The sequence below is a fragment of the Novosphingobium sp. PhB57 genome (assembly GCF_004342985.1).
GTDB lineage: Bacteria > Pseudomonadota > Alphaproteobacteria > Sphingomonadales > Sphingomonadaceae > Novosphingobium.
The window spans coordinates 355,216-370,931 of record NZ_SMBO01000002.1 but is presented as its reverse complement, the minus strand read 5'-3'; the positions used below and the strand labels follow the sequence as shown (position 1 = coordinate 370,931).

Sequence of the window (15,716 nt, the reverse complement as noted above, 5' to 3'; positions counted from 1 at the left end):
GAAAAGCCATTGCCCCGTCATGAAACGATCCGATAGGACGCTGCCATGACTCTCCCCTTCACCCGCAGCCTTCCGCTGCTGACCACCTCGCTGATGGCCGCCCTGCTCGCCGGTTGCGCCACCACGCCCGGAACCCGCCAGCCCGCCTCTCCGGCAGCCTCCTCCGGCCAGGCCGGGCCGATCGAAGTCGGCGTGATCGCGATCAACGATTTCCACGGCGCGCTCGAACCGCCGAACCAGTCGGTCGACGCGCCCGACGGCCACGGCAACGAAGTCTCGGTGCCCGCAGGCGGCGGCGCCTGGCTGGCCTCTGCCGTGGATTCGCTCAAGGCCCGTCACGCCAACAACGTCGTCGTGGCCGCGGGTGACCTCACCAGCGCCTCGCAGCTCGCCTCCTCGCTTTATCTCGACGAGCCGGCCGTCGGCGTGATGAACCGCGTCGGCGTGGAATTCAACGCGGTGGGCAACCACGAATTCGACCGCGGCTGGCAGGAACTGCGCCGCCTGCAGAACGGCGGGTGCGAGAAGAACACGCGCCTCCAGCCGTGCCAGCTGGAGCCGTTCAAGGGCGCCAATTACAAGTACCTGGCCGCCAGCACCACTCTGCCAGACGGGTCTCCGCTGTTCCCCGCCACCGGCGTGAAGACTTTCGGAGAAGGCAAGGACCGGATCACCGTCGGTTTCGTCGGCCTCTCGCTCAAGTCCGTGCCCACCCTCGTCGCGCCCGACCGGGTGGCCGGGCTGAAGTTCGCGGACGAGGCGGATACCATCAACCGCGCGGCGGGCCAGCTCAAGGCTGCCGGCGCCGATGCCGTGGTCGTGCTGATCCACCAGGGCGGCCGCACGGCGGGCACGCCCGATCCCAACGGCTGCAACGAGATGACCGGCGATATCCAGCCGATCCTCGATCGCCTGAACCCCGGCGTGGACGTGGTCGTCTCGGGCCACACGCATTGGGCCTATGTCTGCGACTACGGCGCCAATACCCGGACCGGCCCGATCCTGCTGACCAGCGCGGGCGTCTACGGCAAGCTGGTGACCGACATCACGCTGCGGTTCGATCCGGTGACGCACAAGCTGCTCGGCCGCCGGGCGAGCAATCTCATCGTCCAGTCGCCGGCCTACAAGTCGGCCAAGGGCGAAGTCCCGAATTCCGACGCCTTCCCCCGGTTCCAGCCGCGGGAAGACGTGGCCGCTTATATCCAGCGCTACAAGGACGCTTCGCTGCATCTGGTCGCGCGTCCGGTCGGCCGCCTTTCCGGCCCGCTCGCCAAGGAAGAGGAAAACGGCGTCGGCAAGGGCGGCGCGCTGGGCAACCTGATCGCGGATTCGCAGCTTGCCGCCACCCGCAAGGCCGGCGCGCAGATCGCCTTCCTCAATCCCTTCGGCATCCGCACCTCGCTGATCCCCGCCGCCGACGGCACCGTGACGTTCGGCCAGATCTACGCGGTGGAGCCGTTCAACAACGAGATCGTCACGATGTCGCTGACCGGCGCGCAGATCCGCGCGACCCTGGAGCAGGGGCTGGACGATAGCGGCGACAAGCAGATCCTGGCACCCAGCCAGGGCATGCGCGTGGCCTTCGACATGCGCCGCCCCTCCGGTGCGCGGATCACCGGCATCACTCTGGACGGCAAGCCGCTCGACCCGGCGAAGAGCTACCGCGTCAGCGTGGTGAACTTCCTGGCCGAAGGCGGCGACGGCTTCAGCGGCTTCGCCCAGGGCACGGAGCGCACGCGCGGGGCCATCGACCTGGAAGCGCTGGAGGACTGGCTCTCGGCCGTGCCGCTGCGCAAGGTGCCGGAGGACGACCGGACGCCGGAAGCCCGCTGAGAGGCAGAGGCCGGGTCCAGGAAAACGAGAGGGAGCGGGCCATGCCTGCTCCCTTTTTCGTTTCTCAGCCGAACAGCCAGTGGCCGAGCAGGCGGTTGAACGGGAAAGTGAAGAAGCCCGCGATCAGCAGGGCGCCGATGATGAGGCCGCGAACGGTCCGGCGGTGACGGACGCCGTTGTGCCGCCTTGCTGCCAGCACGAGCACCGGCACCATGACCAGCACGAACACGGAAAGGACGTGGATCAGGCTGAACCGCCCCGGCCCGCCCGAATGCACGAAAAGGCTGTCCAGCGCCGTCAGCATCATCGCCCCGCTCCAGACATAGCCGTAGACGCGGTGCCGTGCGTCTCCCCGGCGGCGCCACAGCAGCACCGGCGTCAGCACCAGCGCGACGAGGATGGTGGCCAGATGGACCCAGACCACCGAGGGCACGCGCGCCCATTCGTCCCGGCCGCGCAGCAGAGCAGCGAAGATGAAGCCCAGCATGACCAGCGCCAGCAGGCCCAGCACGCGTTCCAGCCTGTCCGGCCCGCGCAAGTCCTGCGGCGTCAGGCCTCTGGGAGGCTTAGGCCCTGCCCCCGCAATCGCCGCCTCGCCCATGTCTGCCCCCTGCACTGCCATGACCGTTTCCCTGTTGAACCCCTGTTCCGATCTTACTCCGCGACGGGCCCGGCCGTCATCGGCCCGGCGTCCCCCTTCGCCGGACCTGCGAAGCACTGCCGCGTTCTAGAATCCGGCGCCTTGCGGCCATTGCGGCCCGCTTACGCCCATGACCTTGAACAGGCTTCCCATCTGCTCATCGCTGATAAGCCGATCCTTCGCCCTTTGAATAGTATCGGCATGATGCGGCGCCGCGGCGGCCAGCTTGGCGGCGCGCAGATCGATCCCCAAGGCGCGCAGGAAGGCGCCCTGCGTCACGGTGCCCTGCCATGTCGCGCCCTCTTTCACCGCGATCTCGGCCAGGACGGCGAAGTCCACCAGACAGGTAAGGTCAGCCTCGCCCGGGGCCGTGAAGGGATCGACCTTGGCATGGGCCCGCAGCGCCTGAAGCGTCGAGCCGGTCTGCGGCTCGGCATAGCCATAATCGATCAGCAGCGCTGCGCCGCCCTGGCTCGCAAGCCGCCCGGAAAGCTCCTGCATGACTGCAGCGGCCCCGGGGCATGTCTCCAGCAGCGTGCCTTCTTCGGCATCGGCCAGCACGCCCGGAACCGCGGCGTCCATCGGCTTTTCCCCCGCGACCGGGCGGAAGCGGTCCTCGGCCCAGTCGACCATGCGTTCGCGCCAGCCCTTGGCCGTCCTGACCAGCTGGCGAACCGGAAGGGCATCGAGGAATTCGTTGCCGACCACCAGCAGCGGCACGTCGGTGGGAACGGTGCCGAGGTCGTCGTGCCATTGCGCCTGCGGCACGGCCTGGGCCTGGAGCGCCTTGAGCGCGCGGGAGCTTTCGACGAAATGCACCTGCGGATCGAGGCCCACGCGTTTCATCGTGCGCAGCGCGTCGCGCGCCAGGGTGCCGCGGCCCGGACCCAGCTCGACATAATGGACCGGCACGGGGCTGCCCGCGCGCATCCAGACGTCGGCCAGCCAGAGTCCGACGAGTTCGCCGAACATCTGGCTGATTTCGGGGGCCGTGATGAAGTCCCCCGCCGTGCCGAGCGGGTCCTTGTCGGCATAGTACCGGGCGTTCGATTCGCCCATGTAGTGCAGCAGGGAGAGCGGCCCGTAAGTCCCGATCAGGCGCCGGAAAATGGCCGTGAGCGGTTCGGCGCTCGCCCCGGTATCGTCTGCGGTCATCGCGCCGGGATCAGGCGGTGACCGGACGGACGGTGGCCAGCGCCGGCTTCGCCAGGGCGCGGGCGACCAGCAGCAGGCCGAGCAGGATCAGCGGGATCGTCAGCCACTGGCCCATCGACAGGCCGGTGCGCGCGGCGAAGTCCTGAAGCTGGGCGTCGGGCTCGCGGAAGAACTCCACGGTGAAGCGCGCGCAGGCGATGCCGGTGGTGAACACGCCGACCAGCAGGCCCGGACGGAACCGTGCCCGCGTCTTCCAGAACAGGGTGAGCATGATGACGATCATCGCCAGGCCTTCCAGGCCGGCTTCATAGAGCTGGCTGGGATGGCGCGGCAGCGGGCCGGCATCGGGGAAGACCATGGCCCAGGGCAGGTTCGGGTTAGTGACCACGCGGCCCCAGAGTTCGCCGTTCACGAAGTTGGCAAGGCGGCCGAACATCATGCCGAACGGCACGCAGACCGCGATATAGTCCGCCACTCGCAGGAAATCGAGCTTGCCGCGCCAGGATACCCAGGCCATCGCCAGCAGCACGCCGATCAGGCCGCCGTGGAAGCTCATGCCGCCGTGCCACAGCGACAGGAGCGCGCCCGGATCCGACCAGAGGCTGGGAATGCCGGTGTCGCCGCCGGTGTAGAACGTCGCATAGCCCAGGCGGCCGCCCAGGATGATGCCGATCGTGCAATAGAAGAACAGGTCGTCGGCATGGCGCTGCGCCAGCGGCGCGCCGGGCGCCTTGATCATGCGCGAAAGGTGCCAGTAGCCGAGCATGATGCCCGCCAGATAGGCCAGCGAATACCAGCGCAGCTCGAAGCTGCCGATCCGGAACAGGTAGTTCTTGAGGCCCAGGTTGACCCAGTAGATCGGCTGGTGAACTTCGGCGGCGGCGGCTGCGGCAAGTGCTGTCAGGGACAAGTGCTCGACCTCGTAAATCTCGTAAGGTCGCCGGGCCGGACGGCCTCGGCGGTGCTGGGCGCCCGTGCTTGTGCAGCGGTGCTGGGCGCCCGTGCTGTGCGCCTTCTGGCATAGGCTGCGGGGCGATGGTAGGCCGGATTTTGCGTCGCCGCCCCCAGGACGCCGCAAAATCTGCTGGATGCGACACGTCGCTGTTCCCCCCAAGCCTTTGAATGTCTAGATATCGCCCGACATGAGCGTAATCCGCATTCCCTCGCCCCGTTCCGTGATCGACCGCCGCGCGCTGGTCGAGGCCATCGAAGCCGTCGTTGCCGGTCCGGGGGCCGCCAAGGGCCGCAAGCAGGTGGTCGAACTCCTGCGCGAGGCGCTGGAGCAGGGCCGGGCCGAAATCGCCCGCCGCCTCGTGGAAAAGCCCTCCGCCGGGCACGAGGTGGCCGAAGCGCAGGCCTATCTGGTCGACCAGCTGCTGCGGGTGATCCACGATCACGTCTCCACGCACGTCTATCCGGCGATGAACCGCTCCAAGGGCGAGCGCTTGTCGATCATCGCCGTGGGCGGCTATGGACGCGGCGAGATGGCGCCCCATTCCGACGTCGATCTCGCCTTCCTCACCCCGATCAAGCAGACCGCCTGGTGCGAGCAGGTGATCGAGGCGATGCTCTATTTCCTCTGGGACCTGGGGCTCAAGATCGGCCATTCCAGCCGCTCGGTGGACGACATGGTCCGCATGAGCCGCTCGGATCTCACCATTCGCACCGCCATGCTGGAAGGCCGCTATGTCTGGGGCGACCAGGACCTCTACGAGGAAGTCCGCGCGCGGTTCTGGAAGGATGTCGTCGCCGGGACCGAGCGCCAGTTCGTGGTCGAGAAGCTGGCCGAGCGCGAGGAACGCCACAAGCGCATGGGCGACAGCCGCTACGTGGTCGAACCCAATGTGAAGGAGGGCAAGGGGGGCCTGCGCGATCTGCACACGCTCTACTGGATCGGCAAATATATCCACAAAGTGCGCGACCCCAGCGAACTGGTGGACGTGGGCCTGCTCACTCACAAGGAATACCGCGCCTTCCGCCGGGCCGAGAACTTCTTCTGGGCGGTGCGCTGCCACCTCCACACGATCACCCGCCGCGCCGAGGACCGCCTGACTTTCGACCTTCAGCGCGAGGTCGCGGCGCGGATGAACTATTCCGACCGCCCCGGAAAGAGCGCGGTCGAGCGGTTCATGCAGATGTTCTTCCTCCAGGCGAAGATGGTCGGCACCCTCACCGGCGTGTTCCTGGCCCAGCTCGACGACCAGTTCGCCAAGCGCCAGCCGCGCGGGCTGCTGGCGGGCTTCCGCGCCCGTCCGCGCACGCTGAAGGGCTACAAGGTCTTCGGCGGCCGCATCATGGCGCCGGGCGAGACCTGGTTCGAGGCCGATCCCGTGCGCCTGATCGAGATCTTCGTCATCGCCGACCGCGAAGGCCTGGAGATCCATCCCGAGACCATGCGCCTGGTATCGCGCGATGCCGCCCTCATTCGCGAGGACGTGCGCCGCGACCCGCGCGCCAACGAGCTGTTCATGGAACTGCTCACCAGCCGCAACAATCCCGAAGTGGCGCTGCGCTCGTTCAACGAGGCGGGCGTCTTCGGCCGTTTCGTCACCGAATTCGGCCGCGTGAACGCGCAGATGCAGTTCGACATGTACCACCACTACACGGTGGACGAACACACCATCCGCGCCATCGGGCTGCTCGCCCGCATCGAGAAGGGCGAGCTGAAGCAGGACCATCCGCTCAGCCACGAGATCATCCACAAGGTCCGCTCGCGCCGCGCGCTCTATGCCTCGGTGCTGCTGCATGACATCGCCAAGGGCCGCGGGGGCGACCACTCCGAGATCGGCGCCGAGATCGCGCTGAAGCTCTGCCCGCGCTTCGGGCTGGACGAGGAGGAGACCGAACTGGTGTCCTGGCTGGTGCTGCACCACCTCATCCTGTCCGCCACCGCCTTCAAGCGCGACTTGTCCGACGCCAAGACGATCACCGATTTCGTCGAACTCGTGCAATCGGTGGACCGCCTGCGCCAGCTGACGCTCCTCACCATCGTCGACATTCGCGCGGTGGGGCCCGGCACCTGGAATTCATGGAAGCGCCAGCTCATCGGCGAACTCTACGGTGCCACCGAGGAACGCCTGCGCCTTGGCCACGTCGAGTTCGGCCGCGAAAAGCGCGTGGCCGCCAAGAAGGCCATCGTCGCCGACAGCGCCGCCGAGAATGCCGCGCTGGTCGACGAACTCGGCACCCAGTTCGCCGACGCCTACTGGATCGCCGAACCCGAAGACGTCATCATCAAGAACCTGGCGCAGTTCCACGCCTCGCAGGAAGAGCCGCTTTCGATCGCGACCGAGTACTATCCGGCGCGCGGCGCGACGCTCGTCACCGTCATCGCCTCGGACCATCCCGGCCTGTTCTACCGCATCGCCGGCGGCATCCACCTGGCCGGCGGCAACATCATCGATGCCCGCATCCACACGACGCGCACCGGCCGCGCGGTGGACAACTTCCTGGTGCAGGACCCGCTCAGCCGGCCCTTCATGGAAGAGACCCAGCTCGCCCGCCTGCGCTCCTCGATCGAGAACGCGCTGGCCAACCGCATCAAGATCCTGCCGCAACTCGTGGCCCGTCCCGATGCGCGGCCCCGCGCCGATGCCTTCGACGTGCGCCCGCGCGTGCTGGTGGACAACAAGGCCTCCAACCGCCTCACCGTGGTGGAAGTGAACGCCCGCGACCGTCCGGCGCTGCTCAACCGGCTGGCCCATGCGCTGTTCGAATCGAAGCTCATGGTCCACTCCGCACACATCGCCACGTATGGCGAGCGCGCGGCGGATACCTTCTACGTCACCGATCTGCTCGGCGAGAAACTGACGTCATCCAGCCGGATCAAGGCCCTGGAGCGCCGCCTGCTCGAAGCGGCGAGCGAAGGGAGCCTGAGCGAAGTGGCGGCGTGACGAGGTTGCGGCGCTCACCAGATCCTCCCCGAATAAACTATTGAAAGCCCGGCCCAACGGTCCCACTTGTTGCATCGCAACATCCCCATGCGCAGGACCCTGCCCATGAATGCCGAAAGCGCTGCCGTTTCGTCTTCGTCTTCCGACGCCCCGCAGTCGGTGCTCGTCCTGCAGGGCGGGGGCGCTCTCGGGGCCTACCAGGCCGGTGTCTACGAGGCGCTGGCCGCAGAGGGCCACGCGCCGGATTGGGTGGCCGGCATCTCGATCGGCGCGATCAACGCGGCAATCATCGCCGGCAACGCGCCCGAAGAGCGGGTCGGCAAACTGCGCAGCTTCTGGGACGGGGTAAGCCACGAGCTGCTCTACCGGCTGGACGTGGGCAACGGCTTCGCCCGCCGCGCCTTCAACGAGACTGCGGCCGCCTGGGCCGCGACGTTCGGCGTCCCCGGCTTCTTCACGCCGCGCATTCCCACGCCTCTGCCGGAATGGCCTGACGAAATCGGCCGTCTCAGCTTCTACGACACCACCCCCTTGCGGCAGACCCTGCTCGACCTCGTCGATTTCGACCGCATCAACCACGGCGAGACCCGCTTCTCGGTCGGCGCCGTGAACATGATGACGGGCAACTTCGCCTATTTCGACAATGCCAGGGGATCCGGCGCCAGCGACCGCAAGATTGGCCCCGAGCATATCATGGCCAGCGGCGCCCTGCCTCCCGGCTTCCCCCCGGTGGAGATCGACGGCGAGTGGTACTGGGACGGCGGCCTCGTCTCCAACACGCCGCTGCAATACGTGCTCGACAATCGCAGCCCTTGCGAAATGACGGTGTTCCAGGTCGACCTCTTCCCCTCGCGCGGGGCGGTGCCCAAGACCATGGCCGACATCGCCCAGCGCGAGAAGGACATCCGCTTCTCCAGCCGCACGCGCCTGAACACGGACTTGTCCAAGCGCCTCCAGGACATGCGCGCTGCCGCTCAGCGGCTTTGCCACAAGCTGCCGCCCGAACTGCAGGACGACCCGGACTTGCGCCAGTTGCTGGGCTGCCGCCCCGCCGGCGCGGTGGCGGTCCTCCACCTCATCAACCGCCCGCGCGGCTATGAAACCATGTCGAAGGACTACGAGTTCTCGCGCATGACGGTGACCGAGCACTGGGAAGCCGGCAAGGCGGACGCGCATTTTTCCCTGCGTGACGGCCGCTGGACCGGACGCCGCCTCAAGCCCGACGAAATCATGACGTTCGACCTCGCAGGCAAGCGCCGGCCCAGGCACCCCCAGGGATCGAACAACGAGGAGTAGGTAGATGAAACTGAAGGACAAGGCCTGCATCGTCACTGGCGCCGCCAGCGGAATCGGCAATGCCATCGCCCACAAGTACGCGGCCGAGGGCGGGAAAGTGGCTATCGCCGACCTCAACATAGACGCCGCGCAGAAGGCGGCCGACGAGATCGAAGCCAGGTACGGCACTGCCGCCCTCGCCGTCGCCATGGACGTGACCAGCGAGGATCAGGTGAATGCCGGCGTCGCCAAGGTGGTAGAGGCCTGGGGCACCGTGGACGTGCTGGTTTCCAATGCCGGCATCCAGATCGTCAATCCGGTGGACCAGTTCGCCTTCTCCGACTGGAAGAAGATGCTGGCCATCCACCTCGACGGCGCCTTCCTCACCTCCAAGGCCGTGCTGCCGCACATGTATGCGCAGAATTCCGGTTCGATCATCTTCATGGGTTCGGTCCATTCGAAGGAAGCGAGCCCGCTGAAATCCGCCTATGTCACCGCCAAGCACGGCTTGCTCGGCCTGGCGCGCGTGATCGCCAAGGAAGGCGGCAAGAAGGGCGTCCGTTCGAACGTGATCTGCCCCGGCTTCGTGCGCACGCCCCTGGTGGACAAGCAGATCCCCGAGCAGGCCAAGGAACTCGGCATTTCCGAGGACGAAGTCGTCAGCCGGGTGATGCTGGGCCAGACCGTCGACGGCGAATTCACCACCGTGGACGACATCGCCGAAGTCGCGCTGTTCTTCGCAGGGTTCCAGACCAACGCGCTCACCGGGCAGTCGCTGGTGGCGAGCCACGGATGGTTCATGGAGTAAGGCAAGAAGCGCACCGCGTCAGGCGGCGCGCGGCGAACCCATTCCGAGGGTCTGGGGGATCATCCCCCAGACCCTCTTTATTTCTCTAGCCCGCCACGACCTTGAGCCGCGCCAGAGCCTCTTCGCGCCCGATCAGCGGCAGGAGCGCGCCCATGTCGGGTCCATGCTCCATCCCCGTCAACGCCAGGCGCAGCGGCAGGAACAGCCCCTTGCCCTTGCGCCCGGTGGCATCCTTGAGCGCCCCGGTCAGCGCCTTCCACACCCCGTCGCTCCATTCGAGCTTCGACAGTACGGCGACGGCCTCGGCCAGATAGGCGCGGTCTTCCCCGGCCAGCGTGGGCGCCTCGATCGGGCCGATCACGACGGTCCACCAGTCGGCCGCCTCGTGGACATATGACAGGTTGGGGCGAATCGTTTCCCACGCCCCGGCGTCCATTTCATCCGGGAGCCGGTCGGAGACGGCCTCGAAAGGCAGCGCATGGACCACGGCGGCATTGACCCGCTGCAGTTCCACCTCGTCGAAACGGGCGGGCGCGCGTCCGAAGCGGGAAAGATCGAAGGCCGCCGCCAGTGCTTCCGCATCCAGCGCGGGATCGACCGGATCGCTGGTGCCAAGGCGCACGAGCAGCGCCACGACGGCCTGCGGCTCGATGCCGATTTCCCGGAAATGCGCGACACCCAGCGAGCCGAGGCGCTTGGACAGCTTGCCTTCGGTGCCCACCAGCAGCGCCTCGTGCGCAAAAGCGGGGACCGGCGCGCCGAGCGCGGTGAACATCTGGACCTGCGCCGCGGTGTTGGAAACGTGATCCTCGCCGCGCAGGATCTGGGTGACGCCCATGTCCACGTCGTCGATGGCCGAGGGCAGCATGTAGAGCCAGGAACCGTCGGCGCGGCGAATCACCGGGTCGCTCATCTGCGCGGCATCGAACTTCTGGGGGCCGCGAATGCCATCTTCCCAGACGATGGGTTCGTCCCGGTCGAGCAGGAAGCGCCAGTGCGGCAGGTCGCCGCTGGCGATTCGCGCCGCCTTCTCCGCTTCGGACAAGACCAGGGCGCCGCGATCGTAGATCGGCGGCAGGCCGCGGCCGAGAAGGACCTTGCGCTTCAGCTCCAGTTCCTGCGGCGTTTCCCAGCAAGGATAGACGCGCCCGGCGGCCTTCAGCTTCTCGAATTCCCGCTCGTAAAGCGCGAAACGGGCCGACTGGCGCTCCTCGCCGCTCCACGCGATGCCGAGCCAGGACAAGTCGGCGCGGATGCCCTCGACATATTCCTCCTTCGAGCGCGCGGCGTCGGTGTCGTCGATGCGCAGCAGGAACCGGCCGCCCGCCTGCCCCTCGGCACCCTTTCGTGCCAGCAGCCAGTTGTGCAGCGCCGTGCGGATGTTGCCGACGTGGAGGTGCCCGGTGGGCGAGGGAGCGAAGCGGGTTACGGTCATGTCCCGCGCGTTACGGCGGGCCGGCCGGGAGGTCAATTTCGGCGCGCGAAAACCGCCTTGGCCGCCAGGGCCGCAAAGCCGGCCAGCAGCCCCCAGAACGCCGAGCCGATGCCGAGCAACGAAACGCCGGACGCCGTCGCCGCGAAAGTCAGGATCGCGGCATCGCGCTCGGTCTTCTCGATGAGCATGTTCTCGACCGCCCCCGACAGCGGCGCGATCAGGGCAATGCCGGTGAACGCGGCGATGGAGGCCTTGGGCATGGTCAGGAAAAACTGCACGAGCGGCGCGGAGAACAGCGCCAGGGCCAGGTAGAATCCGGCGTAGATCAACCCCACCGTCCAGCGGCGCGCCTGATCCGGGTGAGCGTCGGAGCTGGTGCAGATCGCCGCGGTGATGGCCGCCAGGTTGACGCCGTGAGCGCCGAACGGCGCAAGCAGCATCGTCGCCAGCCCCGTGCCCAGCAGCAGGGGCTGCGGCCGAGGCTCGTAACCGGCGGTCCGCAGCACGACGAGGCCGGGCAGGTTCTGCGAGACCAGCGTGACGAGGAACAGCGGAACGCCGATGCTGGCCACGGCCTTGAGGTCGAAAGCGGGCATGACCGGCTCCAGCCCGCCGATCAGCGAGCGAGGCGCGAATCCGGCAACATCACCGCGCGTCAGTACGACCGCCACGCCCGAGACGAGCACCAGCAGCAAGGCATAGAGCGGAAAACGCTGTCGGGCGATGACGAAGACCAGCAGCAGGACCACGACCAGCAGCGCGTCGGTTTCCAGGGTGCGGAACAGCTGGAGGCAGAACGGCAGCAGCACTCCTGCAAGCATGGCCGACGCCACCGAGGCGGGAATGCGCGCGGCCAGCCGGCCGAGTGCGGGCACCAGCCCCAGCAGGCACATCAGCGCCGCTGCCGCCATGAAGGCACCGATCGCGACCGGCCAGGCCGCGCCGCCGTTGCTCGCGGCGAGCAGAGCCGCGCCCGGCGTGGACCACGCCAGCACCACCGGCATGCGCGTCCACAGCGAGAGAATCGCCCCGGCCACCGCAATGCCGAGGCAGAGCGCCGTCACTGCCGAGCCGACCTGCCCGGCCTCGGCCCCCAGCGCCTGCATGGCCTGAACCACCAGGGCAACGGTGCCCCCGAACCCGATCAGAGCGGCGATCAACGCGGAAGTCCAGGAAGCGAGCGGCGGCAATGACGCAGAAACACGGGAAAGCATGGCGGTGCTATGGGCAGGTTTGTCCGGGATGGGAAGACCTTGGGCCCGGCCCTGCAGTGCAGCGCCATTGCCGGACCCCGATGGCCTGCACCCCGTTCGCACTTCTCGTGAAGCTGGCAGGCAATGAGCATCGGACAGGCGATGCGCCTGACAGCATCTCTCTGATAAATCGGGAAGTTCGCGAATGTCGCGGGGAAATGGTGGAGCCTAGCGGGATCGAACCGCTGACCTCCTGCATGCCATGCAGGCGCTCTCCCAGCTGAGCTAAGGCCCCGTCCATTTCAGCGGATCGCACCTGGGCGGGCGATCCGGTCCCGCGCGCAGCGGCGTGGGAGGCAGCCCTCTAGATCGGCTTTTTCGATCTGACAAGAGAAACATTCACGGGTTTCGAAAGTTGTTCGAATGGTCATGAAACGAAGAGCGCGGAAGCGCCGACCGGCAGCGGGGCGGGCACAGCCGTCCGGCAGCACGTAAAGCTTCAGATGGCCAGGTTCATACGGGCGACATCTCGCCCGGCGCAGGCAAGTACAGAGGCATTGTGCGAAGGTGCGAAAGGGAGAGCGATCATGATTCGCAAGTTGATGACCGTCGCCGCGGCAATCGGCGTTCTGGCAGCCACCCCATCACTGGCAGCCAATTCCTGCCGCGATGCGCAGGGCAAGTTCGTGCCCTGCAAGACCGTGACGACCAAGAAGACCACCACCAAAGTCACCACAGCCAAAGTCACGCCCGGCGTGGTCAAGGGCACGGACGGCAAGTGCCGCTTCAGTTCGGGCGCCAAGAAGGGTCAGTTCACCAAGTGCCCGTGACCTGAATGTCGCCGGGAGTTTCCAAGGCGGGTTTTGCGCTGCGGGGCTCCCGAGCGTCTGCCTGGAAAATCGGGCGAAATGGAATAAGGCGTGCACGAATCGGGCAGCGCAGCCATGCAAATAATGCTGTGCAAAATGCCTATCGTCCGGGGCAAACGCGCCTTCGCGGTGCGGGCAAATAAAAAACCCTCCCGGAGGGGAGGGCTTTTTCCGTCTCGGACGGACTTTCCGTGATCCCTCTTGATTTCCAAGAAAGGCGGAAAGCAACTGGGGGCCGGCAGACCAAGAAGGTCGGTGCGCGGCCCCCGAACCGATTACTCGGCAGCCGCGGTGGCTTCTTCGGTAGCCGCTTCGGTGGTAGCAGCCAGAGTTTCCTCGGGCAGGGTCTCAACCGACTCGGTAGCAGCTTCGGTGGGCTTTTCGCCACCGCAAGCAGCGAGCGACAGAGCGGCAGCCGACGCGAACGCGGCAAAAGCAATCTTCTTCATGCGAATCCCCTTGCATTGTTTGGCGCACAGGCCAACGCTTGCAGGCAAGCCTGCGGTGCCATTCTTTAGACGAGACAATGGTGCAACGCAAACGGGAAGTAAGGGACCGGAAATCCGCAGAAATCCTAGGGCTTGCACACATATAAAGATATCTTTATATGCCAGACCATGCAAATCGACCCTCTTCTGAAGGCTCTTTCCGAGCCGACACGGCTACGCATCATGCGTCTGCTCGCACACATGGAACTGGCGGTCGGAGAGCTGGCGCAAGTGCTCGGACAGAGCCAGCCGAGAGTATCCCGCCACGTCAAGATCCTGTGCGACGCGGGCCTCGCCCAGCGCCGCAAGGAAGGTAGCTGGGTCTTCCTGCGCACGGCCGTGAAGGAAAAAAGCGAGCCGCCGATGGGCGCCGCCGCCGCGCAGCTCCTTGCCATTGCCGAACGCGACGATCCGGCCTTTTCGGCGCGCTGCAACGAGGATCGCCGCCAGCTTGCCGCGATTCGCGAGGCCCGCGAGGCCAGCGCCCAGGCCTACTTCGCCAGCCATGCCGAGGAATGGGATTCGCTGCGCCAGCTTCATGGCGCGGACGGCCCGGTCGAATCGGCATTGCTCGCCGCCTTCGGACGCCAGAAGCTGGGTGCCCTGCTCGATGTCGGCACCGGCACCGGACGCATGGCCGAGCTGCTCGCGGGCAAGGCCGGCCATGTCACCGCGCTCGACAAGAGCCCGGACATGTTGCGAATTGCTCGTGCACGGTTGCAATCTTTGCCAGCGGACAAGGTTTCGTTGCTGCAGGGCGACTTCACCGCCCTGCCCTTCGTACCCGCCAGTTTCGACACCGTGCTGTTCCACCAGGTGCTCCACTATGCACAGGCCCCCGGCATCGTCCTGACCGAAGCCGCCCGCGTCACGCGCGAGGGCGGCCGCATCGCCGTGGTCGATTTCGCCGCGCACGAACGCGAAGATCTGCGCGAGCGCCACGCCCACGCCCGCCTCGGTTTCGCCGACGAGCAAATGGAGACGCTGCTGGCCGACGCGGGCTTCGCGCCGGAACCGCCGGTGGCGCTGCCCAGCGATGCGCTGACCGTAAAGATCTGGACGGCGCGGCGCCTGCCCGCTGCCGAACCCTTCGAGAATCCCGAGACTCAAGACAGAAAGACCGAACTCCCATGACTTTCGCCGAACGACCGGTCTCAGCCCCGCTTTTCGAGGACCTGCCGGGCGACATTTCCGTTTCCTTCGAGTTCTTCCCGCCCAAGACGGAGAAAATGGAGGAACAGCTCTGGGACGCGATCACCCAGCTTGCGCCGCTCGACCCCAGCTTCGTCTCGGTGACTTATGGCGCCGGCGGTTCCACGCGTGAGCGCACGCACTCCACCGTTTCCCGGCTGGTTCGCGAGACGCAGCTGGTCCCTGCCGCCCACCTGACCTGCGTGGGCGCGAGCAAGGACGAGATCGCCGAGATCGCCGACCAGTACTGGGAGGCCGGCGTACGCCACATCGTTGCCCTGCGCGGCGATCCGCCGCCGAGCAGCGGCGGTGTCTTCACCCCGCACCCGCAGGGCTATGCCGGCGCCGCCGACCTCGTCGCGGGCCTGAAGGCACGGCACGATTTCGACATTTCGGTGGCGGCCTACCCCGAAGTCCATCCGGAAGCGGCAAGCGCCGATGCCGACCTCGACAACCTGAAGCGCAAGCTGGATGCCGGTGCGAATCGCGCGATCACACAGTTCTTCTTCTCGACCGACGCCTATTTCCGGTTCCTCGATAAAGTGCTGGCCGCAGGCATCTCCGCGCCGATCCTGCCCGGTATCATGCCGGTGACGAGCTTCGCCGCGATCCGCCGCATGTCGGGCAATACGGAGATCCCGGGCTGGCTCGAAATCATGTTCGAGGGCCTGGACGAGCGCCCCGGCCCGCGCGCGCTGGTCGCCGCGGTCGCCGCTGCAGACTTGTGCCGCAGGCTCTATGAAGGCGGCGTGCGCGATCTTCACTTCTACACGCTCAACCGCGCCGAGCAGGCCTATGCGATCTGCCAGCTCCTCGGCCTGCGTCCGAAACCGGGCGCCTGAACGCGGACGAGCATGCAGACTTGTCTCCGGGCCGTTCGTGCAGCAAGGCGCGATCGGCCCGAAGCGGACCCGGAACAACCGGCCCCGAGTGCGG

Annotated in this window: 13 protein-coding genes and 1 tRNA gene; 7 read left to right on the top strand and 7 right to left on the bottom strand. The window is 66.9% G+C overall.

Annotated features, from left to right (window positions below):
- The first annotated feature begins 45 nt into the window (after nt 1–45).
- Nucleotides 46–1,833, top strand: coding sequence for a bifunctional metallophosphatase/5'-nucleotidase (locus tag EDF58_RS09385; protein ID WP_132264767.1), 1,788 nt, complete (start codon nt 46–48; stop codon nt 1,831–1,833).
- 64 nt (nt 1,834–1,897) lie between these two features.
- Here EDF58_RS09385 and EDF58_RS09380 read toward each other — a convergent pair whose 3' ends face one another.
- From EDF58_RS09380 to lgt, 3 genes are all read right to left on the bottom strand, one after another.
- Nucleotides 1,898–2,455, bottom strand: coding sequence for a hypothetical protein (locus EDF58_RS09380; RefSeq protein WP_243654151.1), 558 nt, complete (start codon nt 2,453–2,455; stop codon nt 1,898–1,900).
- A 105-nt stretch (nt 2,456–2,560) separates the two neighbouring features.
- Nucleotides 2,561–3,628 carry an SAM-dependent methyltransferase gene (locus EDF58_RS09375; RefSeq protein ID WP_132264765.1) on the bottom strand — a complete coding sequence of 356 codons (1,068 nt, stop codon included), beginning with the start codon at nt 3,626–3,628 and terminating at the stop codon, nt 2,561–2,563.
- A gap of 10 nt (nt 3,629–3,638) precedes the next feature.
- Nucleotides 3,639–4,538, bottom strand: coding sequence for a prolipoprotein diacylglyceryl transferase (lgt, locus tag EDF58_RS09370; RefSeq protein ID WP_132264763.1), 900 nt, complete (start codon nt 4,536–4,538; stop codon nt 3,639–3,641).
- A 232-nt stretch (nt 4,539–4,770) separates the two neighbouring features.
- On the opposite strand from lgt, the gene EDF58_RS09365 reads away from it, so the two are divergent.
- From EDF58_RS09365 to EDF58_RS09355, 3 genes are all read left to right on the top strand, one after another.
- Nucleotides 4,771–7,521: a [protein-PII] uridylyltransferase gene (locus EDF58_RS09365; protein ID WP_132264761.1), complete on the top strand. Its 2,751-nt coding sequence runs from the start codon at nt 4,771–4,773 to the stop codon at nt 7,519–7,521.
- Between the two features lie 105 nt (nt 7,522–7,626).
- A complete protein-coding gene (locus tag EDF58_RS09360) occupies nt 7,627–8,817 on the top strand; it encodes a patatin-like phospholipase family protein (RefSeq protein ID WP_132264759.1) in 1,191 nt (396 codons plus the stop codon).
- 4 nt (nt 8,818–8,821) lie between these two features.
- Entirely contained in the window at nt 8,822–9,604 is a 783-nt protein-coding gene (locus EDF58_RS09355; RefSeq protein WP_132264757.1) for a 3-hydroxybutyrate dehydrogenase, read from the top strand.
- An 85-nt stretch (nt 9,605–9,689) separates the two neighbouring features.
- Here EDF58_RS09355 and EDF58_RS09350 read toward each other — a convergent pair whose 3' ends face one another.
- The 3 genes from EDF58_RS09350 to EDF58_RS09340 all read right to left on the bottom strand — a co-directional run bounded on the left by EDF58_RS09350 (nt 9,690) and on the right by EDF58_RS09340 (nt 12,527).
- Nucleotides 9,690–11,039: a glutamate--tRNA ligase gene (locus EDF58_RS09350; RefSeq protein WP_132264755.1), complete on the bottom strand. Its 1,350-nt coding sequence runs from the start codon at nt 11,037–11,039 to the stop codon at nt 9,690–9,692.
- Nucleotides 11,040–11,071: 32 nt separating this feature from the next.
- Complete coding sequence (locus EDF58_RS09345; protein ID WP_132264753.1) at nt 11,072–12,253, bottom strand: benzoate/H(+) symporter BenE family transporter; 1,182 nt, start codon at nt 12,251–12,253, stop codon at nt 11,072–11,074.
- 198 nt (nt 12,254–12,451) lie between these two features.
- Nucleotides 12,452–12,527: transfer RNA gene (locus EDF58_RS09340), tRNA-Ala, on the bottom strand.
- Nucleotides 12,528–12,819: 292 nt separating this feature from the next.
- Between EDF58_RS09340 and EDF58_RS09335 the strand changes: the two genes are divergently transcribed.
- The gene (locus EDF58_RS09335; RefSeq protein ID WP_132264751.1) at nt 12,820–13,062 is read left to right on the top strand and encodes a hypothetical protein; all 243 of its coding nucleotides are present in this window, start codon (nt 12,820–12,822) and stop codon (nt 13,060–13,062) included.
- Nucleotides 13,063–13,376: 314 nt separating this feature from the next.
- Here EDF58_RS09335 and EDF58_RS25820 read toward each other — a convergent pair whose 3' ends face one another.
- The gene (locus tag EDF58_RS25820) at nt 13,377–13,550 is read right to left on the bottom strand and encodes a hypothetical protein (RefSeq protein WP_021232409.1); all 174 of its coding nucleotides are present in this window, start codon (nt 13,548–13,550) and stop codon (nt 13,377–13,379) included.
- A 168-nt stretch (nt 13,551–13,718) separates the two neighbouring features.
- Here EDF58_RS25820 and EDF58_RS09330 point away from each other — a divergent pair, with 168 nt between their 5' ends.
- Both EDF58_RS09330 and metF read left to right on the top strand, forming a co-directional pair.
- A complete protein-coding gene (locus EDF58_RS09330) occupies nt 13,719–14,723 on the top strand; it encodes a metalloregulator ArsR/SmtB family transcription factor (RefSeq protein ID WP_132264749.1) in 1,005 nt (334 codons plus the stop codon).
- Nucleotides 14,720–15,622, top strand: coding sequence for a methylenetetrahydrofolate reductase [NAD(P)H] (metF, locus tag EDF58_RS09325; RefSeq protein ID WP_132264747.1), 903 nt, complete (start codon nt 14,720–14,722; stop codon nt 15,620–15,622). The genes EDF58_RS09330 and metF overlap by 4 nt, the downstream gene beginning before the upstream one ends.
- Nucleotides 15,623–15,716: the final 94 nt, after the last annotated feature.